15 protein-coding genes and 1 pseudogene are annotated in these 21,642 nt (G+C 56.3%); 14 read left to right on the top strand and 2 right to left on the bottom strand.

Features of this window, described 5'->3' with window-relative positions:
* The first annotated feature begins 27 nt into the window (after window positions 1-27).
* The 3 genes from udk to asmA all read left to right on the top strand — a co-directional run bounded on the left by udk (window position 28) and on the right by asmA (window position 3,227).
* Window positions 28-666 carry a uridine kinase gene (udk, locus tag F3J41_RS15215; protein ID WP_010615887.1) on the top strand — a complete coding sequence of 213 codons (639 nt, stop codon included), beginning with the start codon at window positions 28-30 and terminating at the stop codon, window positions 664-666.
* Window positions 667-786: 120 nt separating this feature from the next.
* On the top strand, window positions 787-1,368 hold the full coding sequence (dcd, locus tag F3J41_RS15210; RefSeq protein ID WP_021509321.1) for a dCTP deaminase: 582 nt from the start codon (window positions 787-789) through the stop codon (window positions 1,366-1,368).
* A 59-nt stretch (window positions 1,369-1,427) separates the two neighbouring features.
* Window positions 1,428-3,227, top strand: coding sequence for an outer membrane assembly protein AsmA (gene asmA, locus F3J41_RS15205; RefSeq protein ID WP_166711694.1), 1,800 nt, complete (start codon window positions 1,428-1,430; stop codon window positions 3,225-3,227).
* A 118-nt stretch (window positions 3,228-3,345) separates the two neighbouring features.
* Here asmA and F3J41_RS15200 read toward each other — a convergent pair whose 3' ends face one another.
* Entirely contained in the window at window positions 3,346-4,914 is a 1,569-nt protein-coding gene (locus F3J41_RS15200; protein ID WP_166711692.1) for a TerC family protein, read from the bottom strand.
* A 789-nt stretch (window positions 4,915-5,703) separates the two neighbouring features.
* On the opposite strand from F3J41_RS15200, the gene wbaP reads away from it, so the two are divergent.
* The 11 genes from wbaP to F3J41_RS15145 all read left to right on the top strand — a co-directional run bounded on the left by wbaP (window position 5,704) and on the right by F3J41_RS15145 (window position 20,960).
* Window positions 5,704-7,137 carry an undecaprenyl-phosphate galactose phosphotransferase WbaP gene (gene wbaP, locus F3J41_RS15195; protein WP_058757291.1) on the top strand — a complete coding sequence of 478 codons (1,434 nt, stop codon included), beginning with the start codon at window positions 5,704-5,706 and terminating at the stop codon, window positions 7,135-7,137.
* Between the two features lie 299 nt (window positions 7,138-7,436).
* Window positions 7,437-8,567 (top strand): polysaccharide export protein, encoded by a 1,131-nt coding sequence (locus F3J41_RS15190; RefSeq protein WP_031280061.1) that lies wholly within the window; start codon window positions 7,437-7,439, stop codon window positions 8,565-8,567.
* A gap of 9 nt (window positions 8,568-8,576) precedes the next feature.
* Window positions 8,577-9,011, top strand: coding sequence for a protein-tyrosine-phosphatase (locus tag F3J41_RS15185; RefSeq protein WP_021509326.1), 435 nt, complete (start codon window positions 8,577-8,579; stop codon window positions 9,009-9,011).
* A 12-nt stretch (window positions 9,012-9,023) separates the two neighbouring features.
* On the top strand, window positions 9,024-11,201 hold the full coding sequence (gene wzc / locus F3J41_RS15180; RefSeq protein ID WP_021509327.1) for a tyrosine-protein kinase Wzc: 2,178 nt from the start codon (window positions 9,024-9,026) through the stop codon (window positions 11,199-11,201).
* 407 nt (window positions 11,202-11,608) lie between these two features.
* Entirely contained in the window at window positions 11,609-12,526 is a 918-nt protein-coding gene (locus F3J41_RS15175) for a glycosyltransferase family 2 protein (protein WP_058757292.1), read from the top strand.
* A gap of 70 nt (window positions 12,527-12,596) precedes the next feature.
* A complete protein-coding gene (locus F3J41_RS15170) occupies window positions 12,597-13,349 on the top strand; it encodes a glycosyltransferase family 2 protein (protein ID WP_058769966.1) in 753 nt (250 codons plus the stop codon).
* A 155-nt stretch (window positions 13,350-13,504) separates the two neighbouring features.
* Window positions 13,505-14,539: a glycosyltransferase gene (locus tag F3J41_RS15165; RefSeq protein ID WP_021509330.1), complete on the top strand. Its 1,035-nt coding sequence runs from the start codon at window positions 13,505-13,507 to the stop codon at window positions 14,537-14,539.
* Window positions 14,540-14,608: 69 nt separating this feature from the next.
* A complete protein-coding gene (locus tag F3J41_RS15160) occupies window positions 14,609-16,819 on the top strand; it encodes a phage tailspike protein (RefSeq protein WP_031280062.1) in 2,211 nt (736 codons plus the stop codon).
* 314 nt (window positions 16,820-17,133) lie between these two features.
* Window positions 17,134-18,396: a colanic acid biosynthesis pyruvyl transferase WcaK gene (gene wcaK / locus F3J41_RS15155; protein ID WP_166711690.1), complete on the top strand. Its 1,263-nt coding sequence runs from the start codon at window positions 17,134-17,136 to the stop codon at window positions 18,394-18,396.
* Between the two features lie 3 nt (window positions 18,397-18,399).
* Window positions 18,400-19,623 (top strand): glycosyltransferase, encoded by a 1,224-nt coding sequence (locus F3J41_RS15150; RefSeq protein WP_166711687.1) that lies wholly within the window; start codon window positions 18,400-18,402, stop codon window positions 19,621-19,623.
* A complete protein-coding gene (locus F3J41_RS15145; protein WP_166711686.1) occupies window positions 19,620-20,960 on the top strand; it encodes an MOP flippase family protein in 1,341 nt (446 codons plus the stop codon). The genes F3J41_RS15150 and F3J41_RS15145 overlap by 4 nt, the downstream gene beginning before the upstream one ends.
* Window positions 20,961-21,534: 574 nt before the next feature.
* On the opposite strand, the pseudogene F3J41_RS15140 reads toward F3J41_RS15145, so the two are convergent.
* Window positions 21,535-21,642 (bottom strand): annotated as a pseudogene (locus F3J41_RS15140) (IS110 family transposase); the annotation flags it as partial.

Here is a 21,642-nt window from a genome sequence, read left to right as displayed (position 1 = left end):
GCTCCAGTTATCAGGTCTTAAAAAAGTATGACTGACAAGTCTCATCAGTGCGTGATCGTTGGCATTGCAGGTGCATCCGCATCCGGAAAAAGTCTTATTGCCAGCACGCTCTATCGTGAAATCCGTGACCAGGTCGGTGACGAGCATATCGGTGTGATCCCCGAAGATGCCTACTATAAAGATCAAAGCCACCTCACCATGGAAGAGAGGGTGAAAACCAACTACGACCATCCGAGCGCGATGGACCACGATTTGCTGCTGCAGCATCTGCGCGCGCTCAAGGCCGGCGAAGATATCGACCTGCCGGTTTACAGCTACGTTGAGCACACCCGCACCGACGAGTGTATTCACCTGAAGCCGAAGAAAGTGATTATTCTGGAAGGGATTCTGCTGCTGACCGATGCACGGCTGCGCCAGGAGCTTAACTTCTCGATCTTCGTTGATACCCCGCTGGATATCTGCCTGATGCGCCGTATGAAGCGCGACGTCAACGAGCGCGGCCGCTCGATGGACTCGGTGATGAGCCAGTACCAAAAGACCGTGCGCCCGATGTTCCTGCAGTTTATTGAGCCTTCCAAGCAGTATGCCGACATCATTGTGCCGCGCGGTGGTAAAAACCGCATCGCCATTGATATCCTCAAGGCCAAAATTAACCAGTATCTTTGACGACGCCTGTCCGGTTCAGCAGGACCGGAACGGGACACCGTGCGTCCGGATGGACGTGACGCGAACGGTTTGTCACAACCTGACCACCTTTCGCTACACTTAAATCATGGAGTTTCTGCGATGAGATTATGCGATCGCGATATTGAAAGCTGGCTGGACAGCGGCAAGCTGGCCATCGATCCCCGTCCGCCGGTTGAGCGCATCAACGGTGCTACCGTGGATGTGCGCCTCGGTAACCAGTTCCGTACCTTTAGCGGCCACACCGCCCCATTTATAGATTTGAGTGGTCCAAAGCATGAAGTGAGCGCGGCGCTGGATCGCGTGATGAGCGATGAGATTGTGCTGCCGGAAGGCGAAGCGTTCTTTCTGCATCCGGGAGAACTGGCGCTGGCGGTGACGCTGGAATCCGTCACCATCCCCGACGATCTGGTGGGCTGGCTGGATGGCCGTTCGTCACTGGCGCGCCTCGGGCTGATGGTGCACGTTACCGCGCACCGTATCGATCCGGGCTGGCAGGGCCGCATCGTGCTGGAGTTTTACAACTCCGGTAAGCTGCCGCTGGCGCTGCGTCCCGGCATGCTGATTGGCGCACTGAGCTTTGAACCGCTGTCCGGGCCGGCGGCGCGTCCTTACAATCGCCGCGAAGACGCCAAATATCGCGGGCAGCAGGGCGCTGACGCCAGCCGTATTGATAAAGACTAACGTTTCTCCTGGAGTGATTTCGCGCCAGCGGCCCGGAATCTGACGGTGATGAGGATGCAATGAGAAGACTGATAACCACGCTGGCCATCCTGTTAGTGGTGGTCGTAGCGGGCATGACGGCACTGGTGTTGCTGGTCAATCCCAACGACTTTCGTACCTATATGGTACAGCAGGTAAAACAGCGCAGTGGTTATCAGCTTGAGGTGAGCGGCGACCTGCGCTGGCACGTCTGGCCGCAGCTCAGCATTCTGGCGGGCCGCATGAGCCTGACCGCGCCCGGCGCCAGCCAGCCGATGGTGACCGCCGATAATATGCGTCTGGACGTCAATCTGTGGCCGCTGCTGTCGCATCAGCTGAGCGTCAGTCAGGTGATGCTGAAAAACGCGATTATTCGCGCTACGCCGGACAGCGCGGTGCAGAAACCGCAGGGCGCGCCGATTGAGCCGGGCGACAGTGAACCGGCCATCGCCGCCAGCAACGGCTGGACCTTTAACATCAGTAAACTGCGCATTGCCGATAGCCTGCTCATCTGGCAGCAGCCGGGCGGTGACGAGTATAACTTCCGCGATCTCAACCTCAATCTGAATCAGGACGATAACCGGCAGGCCAGCGTTGAGCTGGCGACACGCGTGTCGCGCAATCAGCGCAATCTCAGCCTGAACCTGAAAGGGCAGATGGACGTGGCGCACTATCCGCACCGTATCAGCGGCCAGCTGGATGAGCTGGATTACACGCTGGACGGCGCGAACCTGCCGCCGCAGGGCATTAAAGGGACGCTGAGCGGGCAGGCGCAGTGGGATGGCGACCAGCAGCAGTTTGCGCTGAACAAGCTGCAGTTAACCGCGAACGACAGCGCCCTCGACGGCAGCGCTGAGGGCCGGCTGGCCCTGCCGCAGCAGCTCAACCTCGCGCTGCACGCGACCTCGCTCAATCTGGATAACCTGATGGCCAGCGCGCCCGCCAGCGATAACAGCACCACGCAGCAGGCTAACGTGATGCGCACGCCGGTGATCGCTGAGCCGCGCGCGCACAATAATGCCGACTCGCCGCTCAACAGCATGGATTTACAGCTGACGCTCGACGCTGACAGCAGCGTGTGGCGCGGTCTGACGCTCAGCAATCTGCAAATTGACGCCCGCAATCAGCGCGGGCTGCTGACGCTCAACAAGCTGCAGGGCAAATTTGGTGACGGCCACTTTTCCATTCCCGGCTCGGTGGATATCCGTCAGCCGGTCACGCAGGTGGCGTTTCAGCCGGAGCTGAGCAGCATTGCCATCGCGCCACTGCTTAAAGCGCTGGAACTGCCGGCTTCGCTGCAGGGCACGGTTTCGCTCAAGGGCGACATCAGCGGTGCCGGGCTGAGCGTGGCAGAGGCGAAACAGAACTGGCAGGGCAATGCAGAACTGGAAGCGACTAATCTGCAGCTGGCGCAGCTGAATCTGCAGCAGATGGTGCGCCGCGCCGTGGCGCGCGTCAGCAATCGCGTCAGTAACGATCAGCCGGATGATCAGGGAATTGAACAGTTAAGCGGGCGCATCAGCCTGAAGCAGGGCAACGTCACGCTGCCGGATCTGCAGGGCGGCAGCAGCCGGCTGGCGCTGCAAACCCACGGCAACGTGGATGTAGTCAAGCAGCAGCTGGATGTCACCATTAATATGATTCTGCGCGGCTGGCAGGGCGATGACCGGCTGGCGAAAGTCCTCAACGGCCAGCCGATTCCGCTGCGCATGTACGGCAGCTGGGGCAATCTGCAGTATTCGCTGCCGGTGGATGACGTGGTGCGCCAGCAGTTGCAGGGCGAAGCCAAAACGCGCCTCAATCAGTGGCTGGATAACCAGAAGTCTGCACCGCGGCAATAAAACCCGATGCCGGTGCGCATGAATGCGCACCCTACAAAAAACCGATGCTTTCCGTGTAGGGTCGCCATTTATGGCGACCAGCTAAGCAACACGCGATAAATCACGCCCCGGCACCGGGTTAAATAAACGGTGCGGGCGCGACCGGCACAATCTCGACTTTTTGCACCCGATGGTTCTCCACCTGCAGGGTGCGCAGCAGATAATCCCCGACGCGCAACTCCTCACCTTCGGCCGGCACGTGCTGCAGGCTATCCATCAGCAATCCCGCCAGCGTATGGTAATTGCGCCTCTCGTCGAGCGGCAGCGCCACATACAGCGCTAAATCTTCCAGCGGCATATGGCCGTTGGCGATCCAGCCGCCATGTTCCGCAGGCTGAATATCGTAACGGGCATCAATCTCTTCCCCTTCATTGGGCAGGTTGCCGGCGATAGTCTCCATCACGTCGCTCAGCGTCACCACGCCTTCTACCGAACCAAACTCATCCACCACAAAGGCAAAATGGGTGCGCGCATGGCGAAACTGCTCCAGCGCCTGCAGCAGGGTGACGCGCTCGGGAAACACCAGCGGCTGGCGAATAAGCGCACGCAAATCCAGCGATTTACTGTGCAGCGACTGATGCAGCAGATCGATCACATGCACCACGCCCAGCGGCTCGCGTCCCTGTTCGGTGATTAGCAGGCGCGTATGCTGGTTGCGGTCGAGTTTATCCATGATCGACTGCGGGTCTTCGCTCAGATCAATATGCTCGACGTCATGGCGTGACGTCATGATGCTGTTGATTTGGCGCTGACCCAGACCCAGCACGCGCATGATCATGCGCCGCTCCTGACGGTTAAACAGCGCTGCGCCCTGGTTATCGCTCAGCAGCGATGCCGTGTCGGCATCCAGATCGGCGCGCTGCGCTTCACCGCGCAGAATGCGCAGCACGGCTTCGGCGGTGCGCTGGCGCAGCGGCCGTCCGGCGGTAAGAAAACGGCGGCGATTAAACAGCGCCAGCTGGTTAAAGATCTCAATCACAATCGAGAAGCCAATGGCCGCGTACAGATAGCCTTTCGGGATGACGAAGCCGAAACCCTCTGCCACCAGACTAAAGCCGATCATCAGCAGAAAGCTCAGGCAGAGAATCACAATAGTAGGATGGCCGTTAACGAAGCGCGTCAGCGGCTTGCTGGCCAGCAGCATTAACAGGATGGCGATGGTCACGGCGATCATCATCACCGGCAGGTCGTTGACCATACCGACGGCGGTAATGACGGCATCAAGTGAAAAGATGGCGTCCAGCACCACGATTTGCGCCACCACCGGCCAGAATTTAGCACCACAGTTATTTTGACCCGATTCCTCGTCGCTGCCCTCCAGCCGGGCGTTTAGTTCGGTGGTGGCTTTAAACAACAGGAAGATACCGCCGCCCAGCAGCAGCAGGTCGCGTGCGCTGAAGCTGTGCTGGAAGAGGGTGAACAGCGGTTGGGTCAGCGTAACCAGCCACGACAGCGACGCCAGCAGCACCAGCCGTGATATCAGCGCCAGCAGCAGACCGAACACTCGCGCGCGGTCGCGCAGCGTCGGCGGCAGCTTCTCCACCAGGATGGCGATGAAAACCAGGTTATCAATACCCAGCACCAGCTCAAGAACGATTAGCGTGACTAATCCTGCCCAGAGCGACGGATCGATGATCCACTCCCACATACTTTCATCACCATAATGTCTAAAAATGAGCTTAGTCTGATGATAGTTAATCGTCAGACAGGGTACAAATACGCCCCGGCCGCGCGGATGTTGCGGGCTGGCGGCTTATTAGGATTAATCTTACCTTGTTCAGCCGGGCGATAAGTGAAAAGTATGGATAAACATCCTGTGTGGATGAAGACCACTATTTATTCTTATCCAGCGGCAAAAGCGTACATTTTTAATGCGACTAATCTGAAGGCGGGTATCGAATTATTCTGAATTTTGGCGTGAAATTGCCTGGCGGGGCTGGCATCAATACTTATGGCTGGTAGTCTTTTTCCTAAAATAGTGCAGGGAAGACGGGGCCTACTTGTAAACAAGCCAGTAATAACTAGTATAGCAACGTGTTAGTAAATGTCTGCGCCAATGTTGTTAATAGCGCGCTGTTTAGCTTCTTAATGTTGTGAATTGTGATCGTGCACGGGTTAAGGCGGGTATTTCCCGGCGTGGCGACAAAGCGCGGACAAAAAATAGGGTGTTGTAAGCGGTATTGGCAGCGACAGCCAAGGGCGGTAGCGTGCCTGATGTGGTTTTCACAGGTTAAGAATTGTCTGGCCTTGCGGCAAAAGGAAGTCAGACTAATCTGTTGGTATTTATCACAATTTTCTTGCTTAACTTGAAAGAGAATTGGCCTAAATGCCGGGGAGTTCGCCGCAGTTTGTCTCGCTGGTTTAGTTAGTGCATCGCTCATTAATTACTCAGGCTTAGGCGTTAGGGATTAAGGGAAATAAAATAAAAGAGTCAAATATGCGCGATAATGAATTTACATATAAAAGTCTTCTGACAAAAATTTTACTGGCGTGCTCGGATTTAATTTGTTTCAACGCGGCATTGTTTATTGCACTCGCGCTGATTAATTCGTTCGCCGATTCTCCACTGGCAGATATTTCTGAAAAAGACCTCAACTTAAAAATCGCCACCCATGTCTGTCTGTCCTTAATTTGTACAGGCTGGTTCTGGGTTCGCCTGCGTCATTATACCTATCGCAAACCCTTCTGGTTTGAGCTGAAAGAGATCTTTCGTACCATTCTCATTTTCTCTGTCATCGATTTGTCAATTTCAGCATTATCACAATGGCAGATGTCCCGTTTTGTCTGGGTATTAACGTGGATTTTAGCGCTGGTGCTGATTCCGCTGGCGCGCGCTATTTCCAAACGCGTACTGAATCATTTCGGTATGTGGAAAAAGCAAACCATTATTATTGGCAGCAACCGTAACGCGCAGGAAGCCTGGCAGGCGCTGCAGAGCGAAGAGGTGATGGGCTTTGATGTGATCGCCTTCTTCGACGTCGATGGCAGCTGCCCGCAGGCCAGCATCTCCGGTGTACCGGTGCTGCATAACGAGCAGGAGCTGTGGCAGCTGACCAACAGCGAAACCCAGTTTATCGTCGCGGTTGAGTTTGAGCAGAGTCAGCACCGCGACCGCTGGCTGAAAATGCTGGCGATGCATAACTGTCGCTCGGTCTCGGTTATCCCGACGTTGCGCGGCGTTCCGCTGTACGGCACTGATATGGCTTACATCTTCAGCCATGAAGTGATGATTCTGCGTGTGAATAACAACCTGGCGAAACGCACCTCGCGTGTCCTGAAGCGGGCATTCGATATCGTCGGCGCGCTCAGCATCATCATCGCGCTGTCACCTGCGCTGCTGGTACTCGGCTTCATGGTTGGCCGTGATGGCGGACCACCGATTTACGGTCACGAACGTGTGGGTCTCAACGGCCGCAAGTTCAAGTGCCTGAAGTTCCGCTCGATGGTGATTAACTCGAAAGAGGTGCTGGAAGAGGTGCTGCGCACCGACCCGGTAGCCCGCGCCGAGTGGGACAAAGATTTCAAACTGAAAAACGATCCACGTATTACCAAAGTCGGTCATTTCATCCGCAAAACCAGCCTGGATGAGCTGCCGCAGCTGTGGAACGTCGTGCGCGGTGACATGAGCCTCGTTGGCCCGCGCCCGGTGATTGAAGATGAACTCTGCCGTTATGCCGGTGATGTTGATTATTACCTGATGGCAAAGCCAGGCATGACGGGATTGTGGCAGGTCAGCGGTCGTAACGACGTTGACTATGAGACGCGCGTCTATTTCGATTCGTGGTATGTCAAAAACTGGTCGCTGTGGAATGACATCGCGATTCTGTTTAAGACGGTCGGCGTGGTACTCAAACGCGACGGCGCTTATTGATAGACAGCAAGGGCAGGGGACGAAATAACGTTCCCGCCTGATAACTGCCGGTGCTGGGAGTGTCTGTAACTGATAACTGCCATTATCGAGCCCGAACAGAGCGGGTTATTAAGCCGCTTAACGATAACCCACTTTAATTGAAGTCGTCTGCAATCAGGATGACAACATAAACCAGGGAGCTAATGATAATGAACCTCAGTTTCAGTGTTTAATTCCTTGCCTTTATTTTTGTTAGACGCTTACACAGCGGCGTTTTCGCCTCTATCAATCATTAACTGATAGCGAAGAACCAGATGATAATGAAAACTAAATTGATACCGTTACTGGTATCCGCGACTTTCCTCTCCGGGTGCACCATCGAACCAGGTTCGCACCTTTCCACTAGCGGAAAAGATGTCATTGAGCAACAGGATAGCAATTTTGACATCGACAAATACGTTAACGTCTTCCCTCTGACGCCGCGTCTGGTTGAACAGATGCGTCCGAAGCCGCTGGTTGCTCAGGCTAACCCGCTGCTGCAGAACGAGATTCAGAGCTATCAATACCGCGTTGGCATCGGCGACGTACTGAACGTCACCGTATGGGATCACCCTGAGCTGACCACGCCGGCCGGTCAGTACCGTAGCGCCAGCGACACCGGTAACTGGGTGCAGGCAGACGGTACCATCTTCTATCCGTACATCGGTAAAGTGCGCGTTGCAGGCCGCACCGTGACGGAAATCCGCAGTGAAATCGCGCGTCGTCTGGCGCAGTTCATTGAAAGTCCGCAGGTGGATGTCAATGTGGCCGCGTTCCGTTCGCAGAAAGCCTACGTGACCGGTTCGGTCACCACCTCCGGCCAGCAGCCGATCACCAACGTGCCGCTGACCGTGCTGGATGCGGTGAACGCCGCGGGTGGCCTTGCCGCTGACGCCGACTGGCGCAACGTGGTGCTGACGCACAACGGCCGCGAGCAGCGCATCTCGCTGCAGGCGCTGATGCAAAACGGCGACCTGAGCCAGAACCATCTGCTCTATCCGGGCGATATCCTTTACGTACCGCGTAACGACGATCTGAAGATCTTCGTGATGGGCGAAGTGAAACAGCAGACCACGCTGAAGATGGACCGCAGCGGCATGACGCTGGCTGAAGCGCTGGGTAACGCACAGGGCATGGATCAAACCACCTCTGACGCCACCGGCGTATTCGTCATTCGTCCGATTCGCGGTGCTAACCGCACCAAGATCGCCAACATCTATCAGCTGAACACCAAAGATGCGGCGTCGATGGTGATGGGCACCGAATTCCAACTGGAGCCGTACGACATTGTCTACGTCACCGCAACACCAATCACCCGCTGGAACCGCGTGATTTCCGGACTGCTGCCGACCATCGTGGGTATCGACGATGCAAGCTCCGCAGCGCTGCGTTTCCGCAACTGGTCGGACTAAGGTTTTACCATGATTAAGTCAGTGTTAGTCGTCTGCGTCGGCAACATTTGCCGCTCCCCCACCGGGGAGCGTCTGTTCAAACGCGCACTTCCGCATACCCGTATCGCCTCTGCCGGTCTTGGCGCCCTGAAGGGCCATCCGGCGGATAAGACGGCCAGCGCCGTCGCCGCTGAACATGGCGTCTCGCTGGACGGTCATGAGGCTCAGCAGTTAACGGCCAGCATGTGCCGTGACTTTGACCTGATTCTGGTAATGGAGAAGCGCCACGTTGAGCAGGTGAATCGCATCGATCCGGCCGCGCGGGGGAAGACCATGCTGCTGGGCCACTGGCTTAACCAACAGGAAATTGCGGATCCGTACAAAAAAAGCCGTGAGGCCTTTGAAGAGGTTTACGGGTTACTGGAAAACGCTACCCAGAAATGGGTTAACGTACTAAGCCGATAGTTGGGAATATCCATGAATATCAAAAACAAGGTTATGACTGCGCCAAAAGAAGATTCGAATGGATGGGATCTGGCGCATCTTGTGGGACAGCTGATCGATCATCGCTGGATCATCGTGGCGGTCACCGCTTTCTTTATGCTGATGGCAACGCTCTACACACTGTTTGCTACGCCAATCTATAGCGCGGACGCTATGGTGCAGGTGGAGCAGAAAAACACCGCCTCGGTGCTGAACGAATTACAGGATGTGATTCCGACCACGCCAGCATCAGACACCGAGATTCAGATCATCGAATCCCGCATGGTGATTGGTAAAACCGTTAACGACCTTGGTCTGGACACGGTCATTCAGCAAAACTACTTCCCGGTAATCGGTAAAGGTCTGTCGCGCCTGATGGGCAACAAGCCAGCGCAGATTGCTATTTCCCGCCTGGAAATTCCGCGCAGCATCGACAAACGTACCGTTGAGCTGGAAGTCACCGGTCCGCAGACCTATACCGTGAGCAAAGACGGCGACGAGCTGTTCAAAGGTCGCGTCGGTCAGCTGGAGCAGCACGGCGACGTCACCATGCTGGTTAGCGGCATACAGGCTGACGAAGGCACCAGCTTCAGCGTCACCAAGCTGAGCGACCTGCAGGCGATTAAAACCGTACTGGGCGCGCTGACCGTCGCCGATAAAGGCAAAACCACCGGCGTGCTGGGCCTGGAGTTCCAGGATGAAGATCAGGAGCAGGCGAGCCGCGTGCTGAACCAGATCGTCAACAACTATCTGCTGCAGAACGTCGAGCGCAAGTCTGAGCAGGCAGAGAAGAGCCTCGAATTCCTGCGTACTCAGCTGCCTAACGTGCGTGCCAAGCTGGACGATGCGGAAGACAAGCTGAACACCTTCCGTCGTCAGAACGAGTCGGTCGACATGTCGCTGGAAGCCAAATCGGCGCTCGACTCGTCCGTTAGCGTCCAGAGCCAGCTGAACGAGCTGACCTTCCGTGAAGCCGAAGTTTCCCAGCTGTTCACCAAAGACCACCCGACGTACCGCGCGCTGCTGGAAAAACGCAAAACGCTGGAAGCGGAACAGGCGCAGCTGAACAAGAAAATCTCGGCCATGCCGCAGACCCAGCAGGAGATTCTGCGTCTGACGCGTGATGTGCAGGCCGGTCAGGAAATCTACATGCAGCTGCTGAACCGTCAGCAGGAACTGGGCATCAGCAAGGCCAGTACCGTGGGTGATGTGCGCATCATCGACCGTGCTGAAACCAGCACCAGCCCGGTGGCACCAAAGAAACTGCTGATTATTGTCGCGGGCCTGATTGTGGGTCTGATGCTGTCGGTTGGTCTGGTGCTGCTGAAAGCGCTGTTCCACCACGGTATCGACAACCCGGAGCAGCTGGAAGAGCTGGGCATGAACGTCTATGCCAGCGTACCGCTCTCCGAGTGGCAGCGTAAGAAAGACACCGAAGCGCTGGCGCGACGCGGCAGCAAAGAGAAGTCGGATCCGCACAACACGCTGCTGGCGCTGGGTAACCCGACTGACCTCTCCATCGAAGCGATTCGTAGCCTGCGCACCAGCCTGCACTTCGCCATGATGGAAGCGAAAAACAACATCCTGATGATCACCGGTGCCAGCCCGGGTATAGGTAAAACCTTTATCTGTGCCAACCTGGCGACGCTGGTATCCAAAGCAGGTCAGCGCGTACTGTTCATCGATGGTGATATGCGCCGCGGCTATACCCACGAGCTGCTGGGTGCGGATAACAAGACCGGCCTGTCTAACGTACTGTCAGGCAAGAGCGAGTTCTCGCCGGCGATGATTCAGAAGGGCGTGTACGGTTTTGACTTCCTGCCGCGCGGTCAGGTGCCACCGAACCCGTCTGAGCTGCTGATGCATCGTCGCATGCAGGAGCTGCTGGACTGGGCAAGCAAGAACTATGACCTGGTGCTGATCGATACGCCGCCGATTCTGGCTGTGACCGACGCTTCCATCATCGGTAAGCTGGCCGGTACCTCGCTGATGGTGGCGCGTTTCGAAACCAACACCACCAAAGAGCTGGATGTCAGCTACAAGCGCTTCGCCCAGAACGGTATCGAGATTAAAGGCGTCATCCTCAACGCCGTGGTCCGTAAAGCGTCGAATGCCTATGGTTATGGCTACGACTATTACAACTACGAATACGGTAAAGAGAGCAAAAGCTAAGCACTATCGGGGGCGGATTTTCCGCCCCTTTTTATGGCTAAAAAGCGTTAGCGAGGTGCGCATAAATGCGCACCCTACGTGGACGGTGCAGGAGAATTGACCTCTTTGCTGGTGCGCATAAATGCACTGACGGTCAGAACCGTGCCCGAGGCTGTAGGGTCGCCATTCATGGCGACCGGCAAACCGCTTTCTCGAACATAACGCCATGCATGGCGACTAAATTTTTCGGTGCGTTTTGCACCATCCAACATACACACAGCACAATCTTAGGTATTTCCGTGACGGTACGAAAAGTCTTATTGAAAAAGAATACTAACGGCATGATTTTTCAGAACAAAGCCGATTCCTTTCTACAGGCCGCTCGCGTTACCGTTGAATCTGGAACAGCTGTTTAAGAGGTGCTGGCAATGCAGGACATCCGCTTCTCAATTGTAATTCCCGCTTATAACGCGTCGAAATCGATTGTCACGACGCTGGATTGCGTCAAAGCGCAAACCTATCGCAACTTTGAAGTCATCATCGTGGATGACAAATCCGCCGATGCCGCGGAACTGGCGCAGGTGGTGCGCGGCGAGCGCTATCAGGATCTGGACATCAAACTGGAGCTGTCTGAGGTCAAACTCAACGGTGCCGGCGCGCGCAACAAAGGTATTGAACTGGCGCAGGGCGACTTCATCAGCTTCCTCGACGCCGACGACGAGTGGCACGCGGACAAGCTGCTGGAAGTGTGCGATACCATCCGCAAGCTGGAAGCGCAGGGTAAATCGCGCTATGTCATCTTCAGCCAGGTCAATATTCATCAGGACGGCAGCTTCCTCAAAGTGATGCCGATGCAGCCGCCGGGGAAAAATGAGACCGTGGCGGAGTACCTGTTTGGCTGTTACGGCTTTATCCAGACCAGTACCATCGTGCTGAAACGCGAAGATGCCGCCAGAATCCAGTTTGATGCGCGCTATATTCGCCATCAGGATTATGACTTCTGCATCCGCGCCGACCGCATGGGCTACGAATTTGTGATGATCGCTAAACCGCTGGCGACCTACCATCTGGTGACCAAATTTGGTTCCAAACACAAAGGCGAGTCGGTGAAGTACTCCTTCTTCTGGCTCGACACCATGAAGCCGCACCTGACGGCGCGCGATATCCATACCTACAAAGCGTTCAAGCTGCCGCTGCGCTACAAAATGGATGGCAATTCGCTGCTGGCCAGCGTCAGTTTTGCGCGCTACTTCTTCCTCACCAACCGTGATAACCGCGCCTACTTCATCAATCGCCTGGTCGATAAGCTGAAGTCGCGCTTCACGGGGCGAAGAGCGGTTTCCTGATCGATTTATGACTTTCACTTGCTCCCGCAGCGGGAGCATTTTTTCGGTTCCTGACACTCCGGGTATACAAATGACAAATCATGTTGGCACCATCGGTATCGTGATGCCGATGTACAACGCGCGCAACACCGTGCTGCGTGCGGTTGAGTCGATCGTGAATCAGACCTACAGCGACTGGCATCTCTACCTGGTCAATGATAAATCCACCGATGATTCACTCGCTTTTGTGCGCGAGCACTGCCAGGACGCGCGCATCACTATCCTCAGCAACGAGGTCAACCTCGGCGCGGCGGAAACGCGCAACGTGGGCCTGCGCGCGGCCAAAGAGGAGATCATTGCGTTTCTCGACAGCGATGACGAATGGCACGCGGAGAAACTGGCCGAGCAGGCCGCGGCGCTGGCCGCCGGTGACGACTTTGTGATCACCCATTATCACTACAAAACCAAAACCGCCGATCACGACATCAATTACAACAAACCTTATCTGCAGCAGGAAAACTTCGTGAAGAAGCAGTATCGCGTCTGCTTCTCCTCGGTGTGTTTCCGTCGTCCGCCACAGGGCATCTTCTTCCAGCGTAAAGGCCATGAAGACTTCCTGTTCCTCTATGAGCTGTTCCTCCGCTACAAACAAGCCCGGGTGATCCAGAAGACGCTGGTCAACTACTACGAGCTGGGCGATTCGCTGTCGCGTAACAAAAATAAAGCGGCGAAATGGCACCTCGAATTATTAAGAATTATCTATAAAAACAATCCTTTAAAAATCTATTACTATTACGGCTGGTATATGGTGAATGGGGTTCTTTTCACCCTTAAACATCGCTAAGACCCTGTGTCCTTCGCGCTGCCGCTACGTTGGCTGCGCACGTCCATCCCGGTCACTTACTTGAGTAAGCTCCCGGGAATGAACGCACTTGCCGCCTTGCGGCAACGCAAATGACTTGGGTCTGGATTTGAGCAATTTGAGGTGAAAAGTATCAGATGAAAAAGATTGTTTTGGTTATTAAGGATGCCTACTCCTACGCAGGCACGGAGAACATCTGCAACTTCATGTCGGAGTGCCTCGGTGAGGAGCATGCCGTCACCATTTACTCGCTGGAAGGGCACGGCAAAACCTTTTACCCGTTTGAGCGGGTGAAAGAGATTGTCAGCTTCGAAGGCCACAGCAACCCGATTAAAAGTGCCGTGGCGCGTATCCATCAGGAAGGCTTCGACAGCGTATTCCTGATCAGTATGGGGCGCCTGAGCGTGATGTTTGCCTTCTGGAACCTGATGGCAATGAAGAAAAAAACCTTCAAAGCCTACGCCTGCGAGCACATCGCTATTAACTCGTTCAGCAAGCCGATCAAACTGCTGAAGTGGCTGCTGCTGCGCTACTACGACCAGGTGATCGTGCTGACTGACAAAGACCATCAGGTCTTCACCCGCTGGCATATCCCCAGCCAGCAAATTCCTAACCCGGTGGTGTACAAATCCTGGCAGCGCGAGACGCGCAGCCGTCAGGCGCTGGCGGTAGGCCGCCTCGATAACCAGAAGGGCTTTGACCTGCTGCTGGATATCTGGGCCGACTTCAGCAAAAAACACCCGGAGTGGAAGCTGGTGATCGCCGGTGACGGCGAACTGCGCCAGCAGCTGCACGATCAGGCCGCGGCGCTGGGCATCACCGGCAGCGTTAACTTTGTCGGCAAAGTCAGCAATATCAATGATTACTACCGCGACAGTGACATGGCGCTGATGACCTCACGTTATGAAGGACTGCCGCTGGTACTGCTGGAAGCCAAATCCTGGTCGCTGCCGGTGGTGGCCTATGACTGTCCGACCGGACCGCAGGAGATCATCAATCACGGCGAAGATGGCTTCCTGGTCCCAATGAACGACAAAGCCACTTTCCTGGCGCGCATGGAGCAGTTGGCCAGCGACGATCGCCTGTTCTTTGCCATGAGCGAAAAAACCAAAGAGACGGCGCTAAAGTTTGACGGTAATCAGATCAAACAGAGCTGGCTGGCGCTGGTATAACCACTTTTATCGTGCCTCGGGGATACCTTTTCGGCCGCCATGCGGCCCCATGACCACGGGATTGTTAGCATGAAAAGAAGAGAAGTCTTGCAAACTGCAGCCTCCTCCATTGTTGCCGCGCTGTCGGTGAGCGCGTTTTCCAGTTACGCCGCCAAAAGTGGTCAGCCGGCGCTGAAAGCGGTTGATGCCTCCAGCGTCCCGCCGGGCGATGTGCCGATTCTGACGCCGGAAAACGTCTATACCATGCCACCGCAGTTCTGGCAGAACTTTGAGGGCAAACTGTGGATTGGCGCAGCAGGCAAAGATGCCAGCCAGGCCGGCAACCAGATTCCGGTGTATCTGCGCGACGCCAGCGGTAAGGTTTCCCAGGTGAGTCAGCCCATTGCGCTCAATAAAGGCAACTTTGCCCAGTTTATTCACGATAATGCCGCGTTAATCGCCAATCCCGCGCACTCGATGGTGGTGGAAGATAATCAGGGCAATACGCTGTTTTCCATCAGCGACGTGTCGCGCCCGAACGCCAGCAACTTCAGCCAGCGCCTGGCGCAGCCGAATGGTTATCAGCTGATCGGCGAAATCCCGTCGGTGGAAGAGCTGCGTAAAACCCGACCGCTGTTTGCCGGAGCGAAAATCAAGCTGAAAAGCTGGCACGAAGGGCTGGAAGTGGGCGGCGGCGAGTTTGTCGGCGTGTATGGCGAAGGCGAAGATGATGGCGGCGTGATTTTCAGCGGCAACGGGTTCTACTGGCGCCGCGTGGTGGAAGATTTCAACCGTCTGACGCTGTTTGACTTCGGCGCCATCGCCGATGGCAAAACCGATACGGCACCGGCGATCAAAGCCATGTATCAGTGGTCGCTCAAGGCTAACCAGCAGATCTGCGTACAGTTTCCGGCAGGCACCTTCTTCGTGACCGGCTGTGACTTTGGCGATCAGCAGCAGCGCTTCTTCCGCATTTCCGGCGCGATGGTTAACTTCGGCTATTTCCCGGCGACCACGCTGGTATCTGACGGTCGTTCCGAATTCCTGTTCCAGGTGAATGCGCGCTGGACCGAAATCTCCAACCTGATCTTCAACGGTCAGAACGACAAGCGGCCAAACAAACAGGGGCTGTTCCGCAACACCTGTCCGGGCGGCCAGTTCTTCCGCGGTGCCTGCCTGCGCTTCAACCGCGTCGGCGGCACCTCAATCAGCCTGCTGGATACGCTGGATTGCAAAATCGACCAGTGGTACGCCGACACCTGTACCGGTGACGTGATCAAAGCCAGCTGGTCCGGACAGAAACAGGGTGCGTGGGACCACAGTACGGCGATTGAACTGTCGAACTTCAATGCCCAGCGCTGTACCGGCGGCATGGTGCTCAACCTGCCGCGCTGCAGCCAGTCGATCATTCATAACGGCTGGATTGAGCACAGTGAGCACCCCGGCGACATCTCGAACGGCCAGTGGATTATTGATGCGCTGAGCCTGGAAGATTGTAAAAACCCGCTGAACGCGCGCAATTCCCGCCTCAACATGCGCCAGACCAATCTGCAGTCTGGCAGCTGGATCGATAACTCGCTGGAAGGTGAGCGCTGGCTGAATATCTGGGAGATGGGCTCAACGCGGGTGGAGTCTTACGGCGTGGCCATCGACGGCAGCCTGAAATACAACTACATCACGTCGCGTTTCCGTCTGACCAACAACACCAATCAGGCCACCTGGTTCGAGCTGGGTAATTTTTACTCGCCAACCGTGGGTGACAGCTGGGAGATCGAGCTGTTTGGTCAGTCGCAGTTCAGCAACGGCAGCGATAAACAGCCGCTGCTCGACGTGATGGGCGGTAAACAGACCGGCGGTCGCGCAGTGATTCATCTGCAGCGCAAAACCAGCAAGGCGGAAGCCAGCTGGTCTGCGGAAGGCAGTTCGCCGGTGCTGGAGGTGCGCGTCGATGCGCGCAGCGATACCGATAGCAAAGTGTTCGTCAAACTGGCGGGCTGGACGCCGACGGCGGTGGTGCTGATTAAGAGCACCGCCAAAGACCGTTTCCTCACCGGCCGCTGTGCGCGCGTTGACGCCACCATGGCGCAGGGCAGTCCGACCAGCGGCAGCCAGCCGGCCCCGCAGCGGTTTAGCCTGCACAACGGTAAAGCCGGCATCGGCGGCAACGAGCAGGGCGATTTGCTGCTGGCGTCGCGCGCGCTCAAGCCCGAAGAGGTGGACACGCGCCAGCCGAAGGGGTTTGTTTCAGTGGTGATCAACGGCGAGCAGGTGGCGCTGCCGTATTTTGCGCTGAAGTCGTGAGGGTGAGCGGCGGTCGCCATGAATGGCGACCCTACGTCTGTGCACTTCTCATCATCGCGCACAGGACTTGTAGGGTGCGCATTTATGCGCACCGTATACCGGCGATGCAGGGCGCGGATTGATACCCGGCGCAGCGCCAGATATGTAGGGTGCGCATTTATGCGCACCGCTAAACAGGTAACGCATTTACGTCACAACAGGTAGTCGTTAATTTCGGGCCGCTGGCCCATTAGCAGTTTTTTCTTACAGAGTTCACTTAGCCAGTATGGAACTGGCGGCTTGTAAAAAATTACAAAAATTTATCTGGAGTTTTTATGAAGATTTTATTGGTGGGTAACCATACCTGTGGAAATCGTGGGGATGGCGCGATTTTACGTGGACTGATTGATTCATTGCAGGCCGCGCGTGGGGATCTGGATATCGATGTCATCAGCCGCTATCCAACCAGCTCCGGATATTTACTGCAGCAGCACATCCAGCAGGATTCGCTGTTTCTGCATAACAGCAAGGCGCCAAAAGGGCTGGTCAGCAGCCTGAAGCGCAAAGTCGCCAACCGTCTGATGCCGGACATCATGATGGCGCACCTCGGCAAAGGTGGCGTGTATAAATCCTTCTCGGTGCCGCCGCATCTGGCGGAATTCACCCGCAGCCTGGCGAAATATGACGCCATCATTCAGGTCGGCGGCTCGTTCTTCGTCGATCTGTACGGCGTCACCCAGTTCGATCACGCGCTGTGCGCGCTGATGGCGAAGAAGCCGCTGCACATGATCGGTCACTCGGTGGGCCCGTTCGAAAACCCGCGCGTCAATGCGCTGGCAAACTTTGTTTTTGACCGCGTCGACAGCCTGGTGCTGCGCGAAGAGGTCAGCCTCGATCGCCTGAAGCAGGATGGCGTGACCACCAGCCGGGTGAAGAAGGGCGTGGACACCGCGTTCCTGGTGCAGGCGCGCGAGGTGAAAAATCCGAGCCACAACCTGCTGCACTGGCAGAACATCATTCAGTCGCGCAAAACCATCGCCATCACCGTGCGTGAGCTGGCACCGTTCGACAAACGTCTTGGCGTTACGCAGAAAGAGTATGAAGCCGCGTTTGGCCGGGTGATCAACGCCATGATCGCCGAAGGTTATCAGGTGGTGGCGTTCTCCACCTGTACCGGCATCGACAGCTATGCCAAAGATGACCGTATGGTGGCGCTGACGCTGCGCGACCACGTTGAGCAACCGGAGCACTACCATGTGATCATGGACGAGTTCAACGACCTGGAACTCGGCATCCTGCTCAGCCACTGCCATCTCACCATCGGCACGCGCCTGCACTCGGCAATCATCTCCATGAACTTCGGCACGCCAGCCGTGGCCATCAACTACGAGCACAAATCGCTCGGCGTGATGAACCAGCTGGGTCTGCCGCAGATGGCCACCGACGTGCAGAGCCTGATGGACGGCTCGCTGATCGACAAAGTGCAGACGGTGCTGGCGGACTACGACAACGTGAAGCAAAAAGTGAACACCGCGGTGGCGCAGGAGCGTGAAATCGGCAACCGCATCACCGAAGAAATTCTCAACGTCCTGGGGTAAGTGATGAAGCTAACCTTTTTCACCATGCGTTTTCCGGTTGCCTCTGAGACGTTTGTCCTCAATCAGGTGACGCATTTCATCGATGCCGGCTATGACGTCGAGGTCATCTCGGTGTTTCCGGGCGACATGATCAACCGTCATGCCGCGTTCGATGAGTACAATCTGGCGGCGAAAACCCACTATCTGCTGCCGGAAGAGAAGGTATCAAACCTCGACAAACTGACCCAGCGCATCGGTCTGATGCTGCCGAAAATCGCCAAACCGGCGCTGCTGAAGTCGCTTAACGTTGGCCGCTACGGTGCGCAGGCGAAAAAGCTGCTGCTGCCAGCCATTGTCGCAAACGCCCGGCAGACCTTTACCGCCGATGTGTTCCTGGTGCACTTCGGCTATGCCGGTGCGCTGGCAAATAAACTGCGCGAGCTGGGGGTACTGAAGGGCAAGCAGGCGACGGTGTTCCACGGCGCTGATATCTCGCGTCGCCACATTCTTGAAGAGCACAAACTGGATTACATCAACCTGTTCAGACAGAGCGAACTGATGCTGCCGATCAGCCATCTGTGGGAGAACAAGCTGATTGAGATGGGCTGTCCGCGCGAGAAAGTGCACGTCACGCGCATGGGCATCGAGCCGGAGAAGTTTAACTTCCAGCCACGCGACGCGTTCCACAAACCGCTGCGCATCGTTTCGGTGGCGCGCCTGACCGAGAAAAAAGGGCTGGACGTGGCGGTAAAAGCCAGTGAAATCCTGCGCGATAACGGCGGTCAGTTCCAGTTCACCATCATTGGTAACGGCGAGCAGGACGGCATGATGCGTGAGCACATCGCACGTGCCGGCCTGGAAGACATGGTGACCATGCCGGGCTTCAAGCCGCAGGAGGAGATTCGTCAGGCGCTGAGCGAGGCCGATATCTTCCTGCTGCCGTCGAAAACCGCCGCCGATGGCGATATGGAAGGCATTCCGGTGGCGCTGATGGAAGCGATGGCGGTCGGCCTGCCGGTGGTGTCCACCTACCACAGCGGCATCCCGGAGCTGATTCAGAATAACGTCAGCGGCTGGCTGGTATCGGAAAATGATGCCGACGAGCTGGCGGACACGCTGCTGCGCCTGTCGCGCGGCGACGTTGAAGTTGCACCGGTGGTGGCCGCAGCGCGCCATAAAGTGGAAACCGAGTTCAATCAGCACATCGCTTACGGCGAGCTGGCGAAAATTCTGGAGCGCATGGTGTGAGTGGATTAAAAAAACAGGCGGTGTGGCTGTTTGGCAGCACCTGCTTTGCCGCGCTGCTGCAGGTGCTGCAGCTGGCGGTGCTGGCGCGCAAGCTGGAAGCGCACGAGCTGGGTTTGCTGGCGATCATCAACGCCATTCTGGCGGTGGCTACCGTGCTGCAGGACATGGGCATGAGCAGCTACATCGTGCATCGTCAGGAGATTACACGTCGTGAGCAGAGCACCATTTACTGGGTTAACGTCTCGCTGAGCTTCTGTACCGGTCTGATCATGCTGGCCATCGCCTGGCCGGTGGCGTGGTTCTACCATCTGCCGGAGCTGACGGCGCTGATTATGCTTACCAGTCTCAACTTCCTCGTGCTCGGTCACCTGTCGCAGTATCAGGCGCACTATGTCAAAACCAAACGCATGGTGACGCTGGCGAAGATTGAGATGGGCACCAAGCTGTTTGCCTTCCTGTGTACGGTGGCGATGCTCTATTTCACCTCGCTGACGGTGGCGGCGGCGATTCTCGGGCTGTTCATCAACGCCTTCACGCGCATTCTCTGCATGATCTACTTTGGCGAGAAGTCGTGGCGGCCAACCTGGGAGTTCGACGGCAAAACCTTTGTCAGCGCGGTGCGTTACGGTATCTATCAGTTGGGTTCGCAGACCATTAACCAGCTGCGTACTCAGGCCGATGCGCTGATCGTCGGTAAAGTGATGGGTGCCGAGATGCTGGGGATTTACTCACTGGCGAAAGAGCTGATTCTGCAGCCGCTGAAGCTGGTGTCGCCGGTGATTAACCGCCTGGCGCTGCCGCGCTTCGCTGAGAAGCAGCACGATCCCGAGCAGCTGAAAAAACTGTTCCTCAAGGGCACCTTCGTCATCATGCTGTTCAGCAGTGCGATGTACCTGGCGATTGGTATTCTCTCTCCGGTGATTGTGCGTGTGCTGTATGGCGCTTCGCACGAGCAGGTATATCACCTGATCCCGCTGATGCTGCTGTTCGGTATGCTGCGCCCGATGGGCGGCCTGACCGGCGCGGTCTCCCAGGCGAACGGACGCACCAACGTCGAGTTCTACTGGAATATCGTCGCCAGCCTGGTGGTGGTGGTGGTGCTGGCCACTACGTGGATCTGGCCGAACGTGATTTACGTGGCGCTGACGCTGTCGATTTCACAGGTGCTGATCTCCGCCTTCGCGCATCCGTTCTTCATCAAACCGGTGATTGGCATCCGCTTTATGCCGTATGCGCGCCAGTGGGTGTCGGTGTCGGTGGTGTTTGTCGGCCTGATGCTGCTGGTGAATCATTTCAACCTGTTCGTGATGCCCGAGTGGTTTGAGGGCTGGCTGTAAGCGGTGATGACGGGGGCGGTCGTTAGCAACTGCGACCGCCCGGCATCATCAGATGTGATCGGTGACTGACGTGCAGCTGCCGGTGCGCATCAATGCGCACCCTACAAAAACCTGCTGTGATCTCGCAGGGGCGCCATTCATGGCGACCTTTAAAATCAGATGTGATCGGTGACTGACGTGCAGTTGCCGGTGCGCATCAATGCGCACCCTACAAAAACCTGCTGTGATCCCGTAGGGGCGCCATTTATGGCGACCTTTCAAAATCAGATGTGGACGGTGAATGACGTGCAGCTGCCGGTGCGCATCAAATGCGCACCCTACAAAAACCTGCTGTGATCCTGCAGGGGCGCCATTCATGGCGACCTTTCAAAATCAGATATGATCGGTGACTGACGTGCAGCCGCCGGTGCGCAACAATGCGCACCCTACAAAAACCTGCTGTGATCTCGCAGGGGCGCCATTCATGGCGACCTTTAAAATCAGATGTGATCGGTGACTGACGTGCAGTTGCCGGTGCGCATCAATGCGCACCCTACAAAAACCTGCTGTGATCCTGTAGATACCGTCTTGCCGGTTACCTGGCAAGACATATTTCGGCATCGAACGGACGACCCGATTTCAGCACGCCATAAGCCAGCTGCAGCAGCTTCTTCATCGCCGCGCACACCACGACTTTTCCCGT

The sequence above is a fragment of the Pantoea sp. Ap-870 genome (assembly GCF_011752515.1).
GTDB classification, from domain to species: Bacteria; Pseudomonadota; Gammaproteobacteria; order Enterobacterales; family Enterobacteriaceae; genus Pantoea; species Pantoea dispersa.
The sequence above is the reverse complement of the archived record's forward strand: the minus strand, read 5'-3'. Positions and strand labels throughout refer to the sequence as shown.

Coding starts and splice junctions, on each gene's coding strand:
- udk (WP_010615887.1), top strand. CDS start 28: ATGACTGACAAGTCTCATCAGTGCGTGATCGTTGGCATTGCAGGTGCA.
- dcd (WP_021509321.1), top strand. CDS start 787: ATGAGATTATGCGATCGCGATATTGAAAGCTGGCTGGACAGCGGCAAG.
- asmA (WP_166711694.1), top strand. CDS start 1,428: ATGAGAAGACTGATAACCACGCTGGCCATCCTGTTAGTGGTGGTCGTA.
- F3J41_RS15200 (WP_166711692.1), bottom strand. CDS start 4,914: ATGTGGGAGTGGATCATCGATCCGTCGCTCTGGGCAGGATTAGTCACG.
- wbaP (WP_058757291.1), top strand. CDS start 5,704: ATGCGCGATAATGAATTTACATATAAAAGTCTTCTGACAAAAATTTTA.
- F3J41_RS15190 (WP_031280061.1), top strand. CDS start 7,437: ATGAAAACTAAATTGATACCGTTACTGGTATCCGCGACTTTCCTCTCC.
- F3J41_RS15185 (WP_021509326.1), top strand. CDS start 8,577: ATGATTAAGTCAGTGTTAGTCGTCTGCGTCGGCAACATTTGCCGCTCC.
- wzc (WP_021509327.1), top strand. CDS start 9,024: ATGAATATCAAAAACAAGGTTATGACTGCGCCAAAAGAAGATTCGAAT.
- F3J41_RS15175 (WP_058757292.1), top strand. CDS start 11,609: ATGCAGGACATCCGCTTCTCAATTGTAATTCCCGCTTATAACGCGTCG.
- F3J41_RS15170 (WP_058769966.1), top strand. CDS start 12,597: ATGACAAATCATGTTGGCACCATCGGTATCGTGATGCCGATGTACAAC.
- F3J41_RS15165 (WP_021509330.1), top strand. CDS start 13,505: ATGAAAAAGATTGTTTTGGTTATTAAGGATGCCTACTCCTACGCAGGC.
- F3J41_RS15160 (WP_031280062.1), top strand. CDS start 14,609: ATGAAAAGAAGAGAAGTCTTGCAAACTGCAGCCTCCTCCATTGTTGCC.
- wcaK (WP_166711690.1), top strand. CDS start 17,134: ATGAAGATTTTATTGGTGGGTAACCATACCTGTGGAAATCGTGGGGAT.
- F3J41_RS15150 (WP_166711687.1), top strand. CDS start 18,400: ATGAAGCTAACCTTTTTCACCATGCGTTTTCCGGTTGCCTCTGAGACG.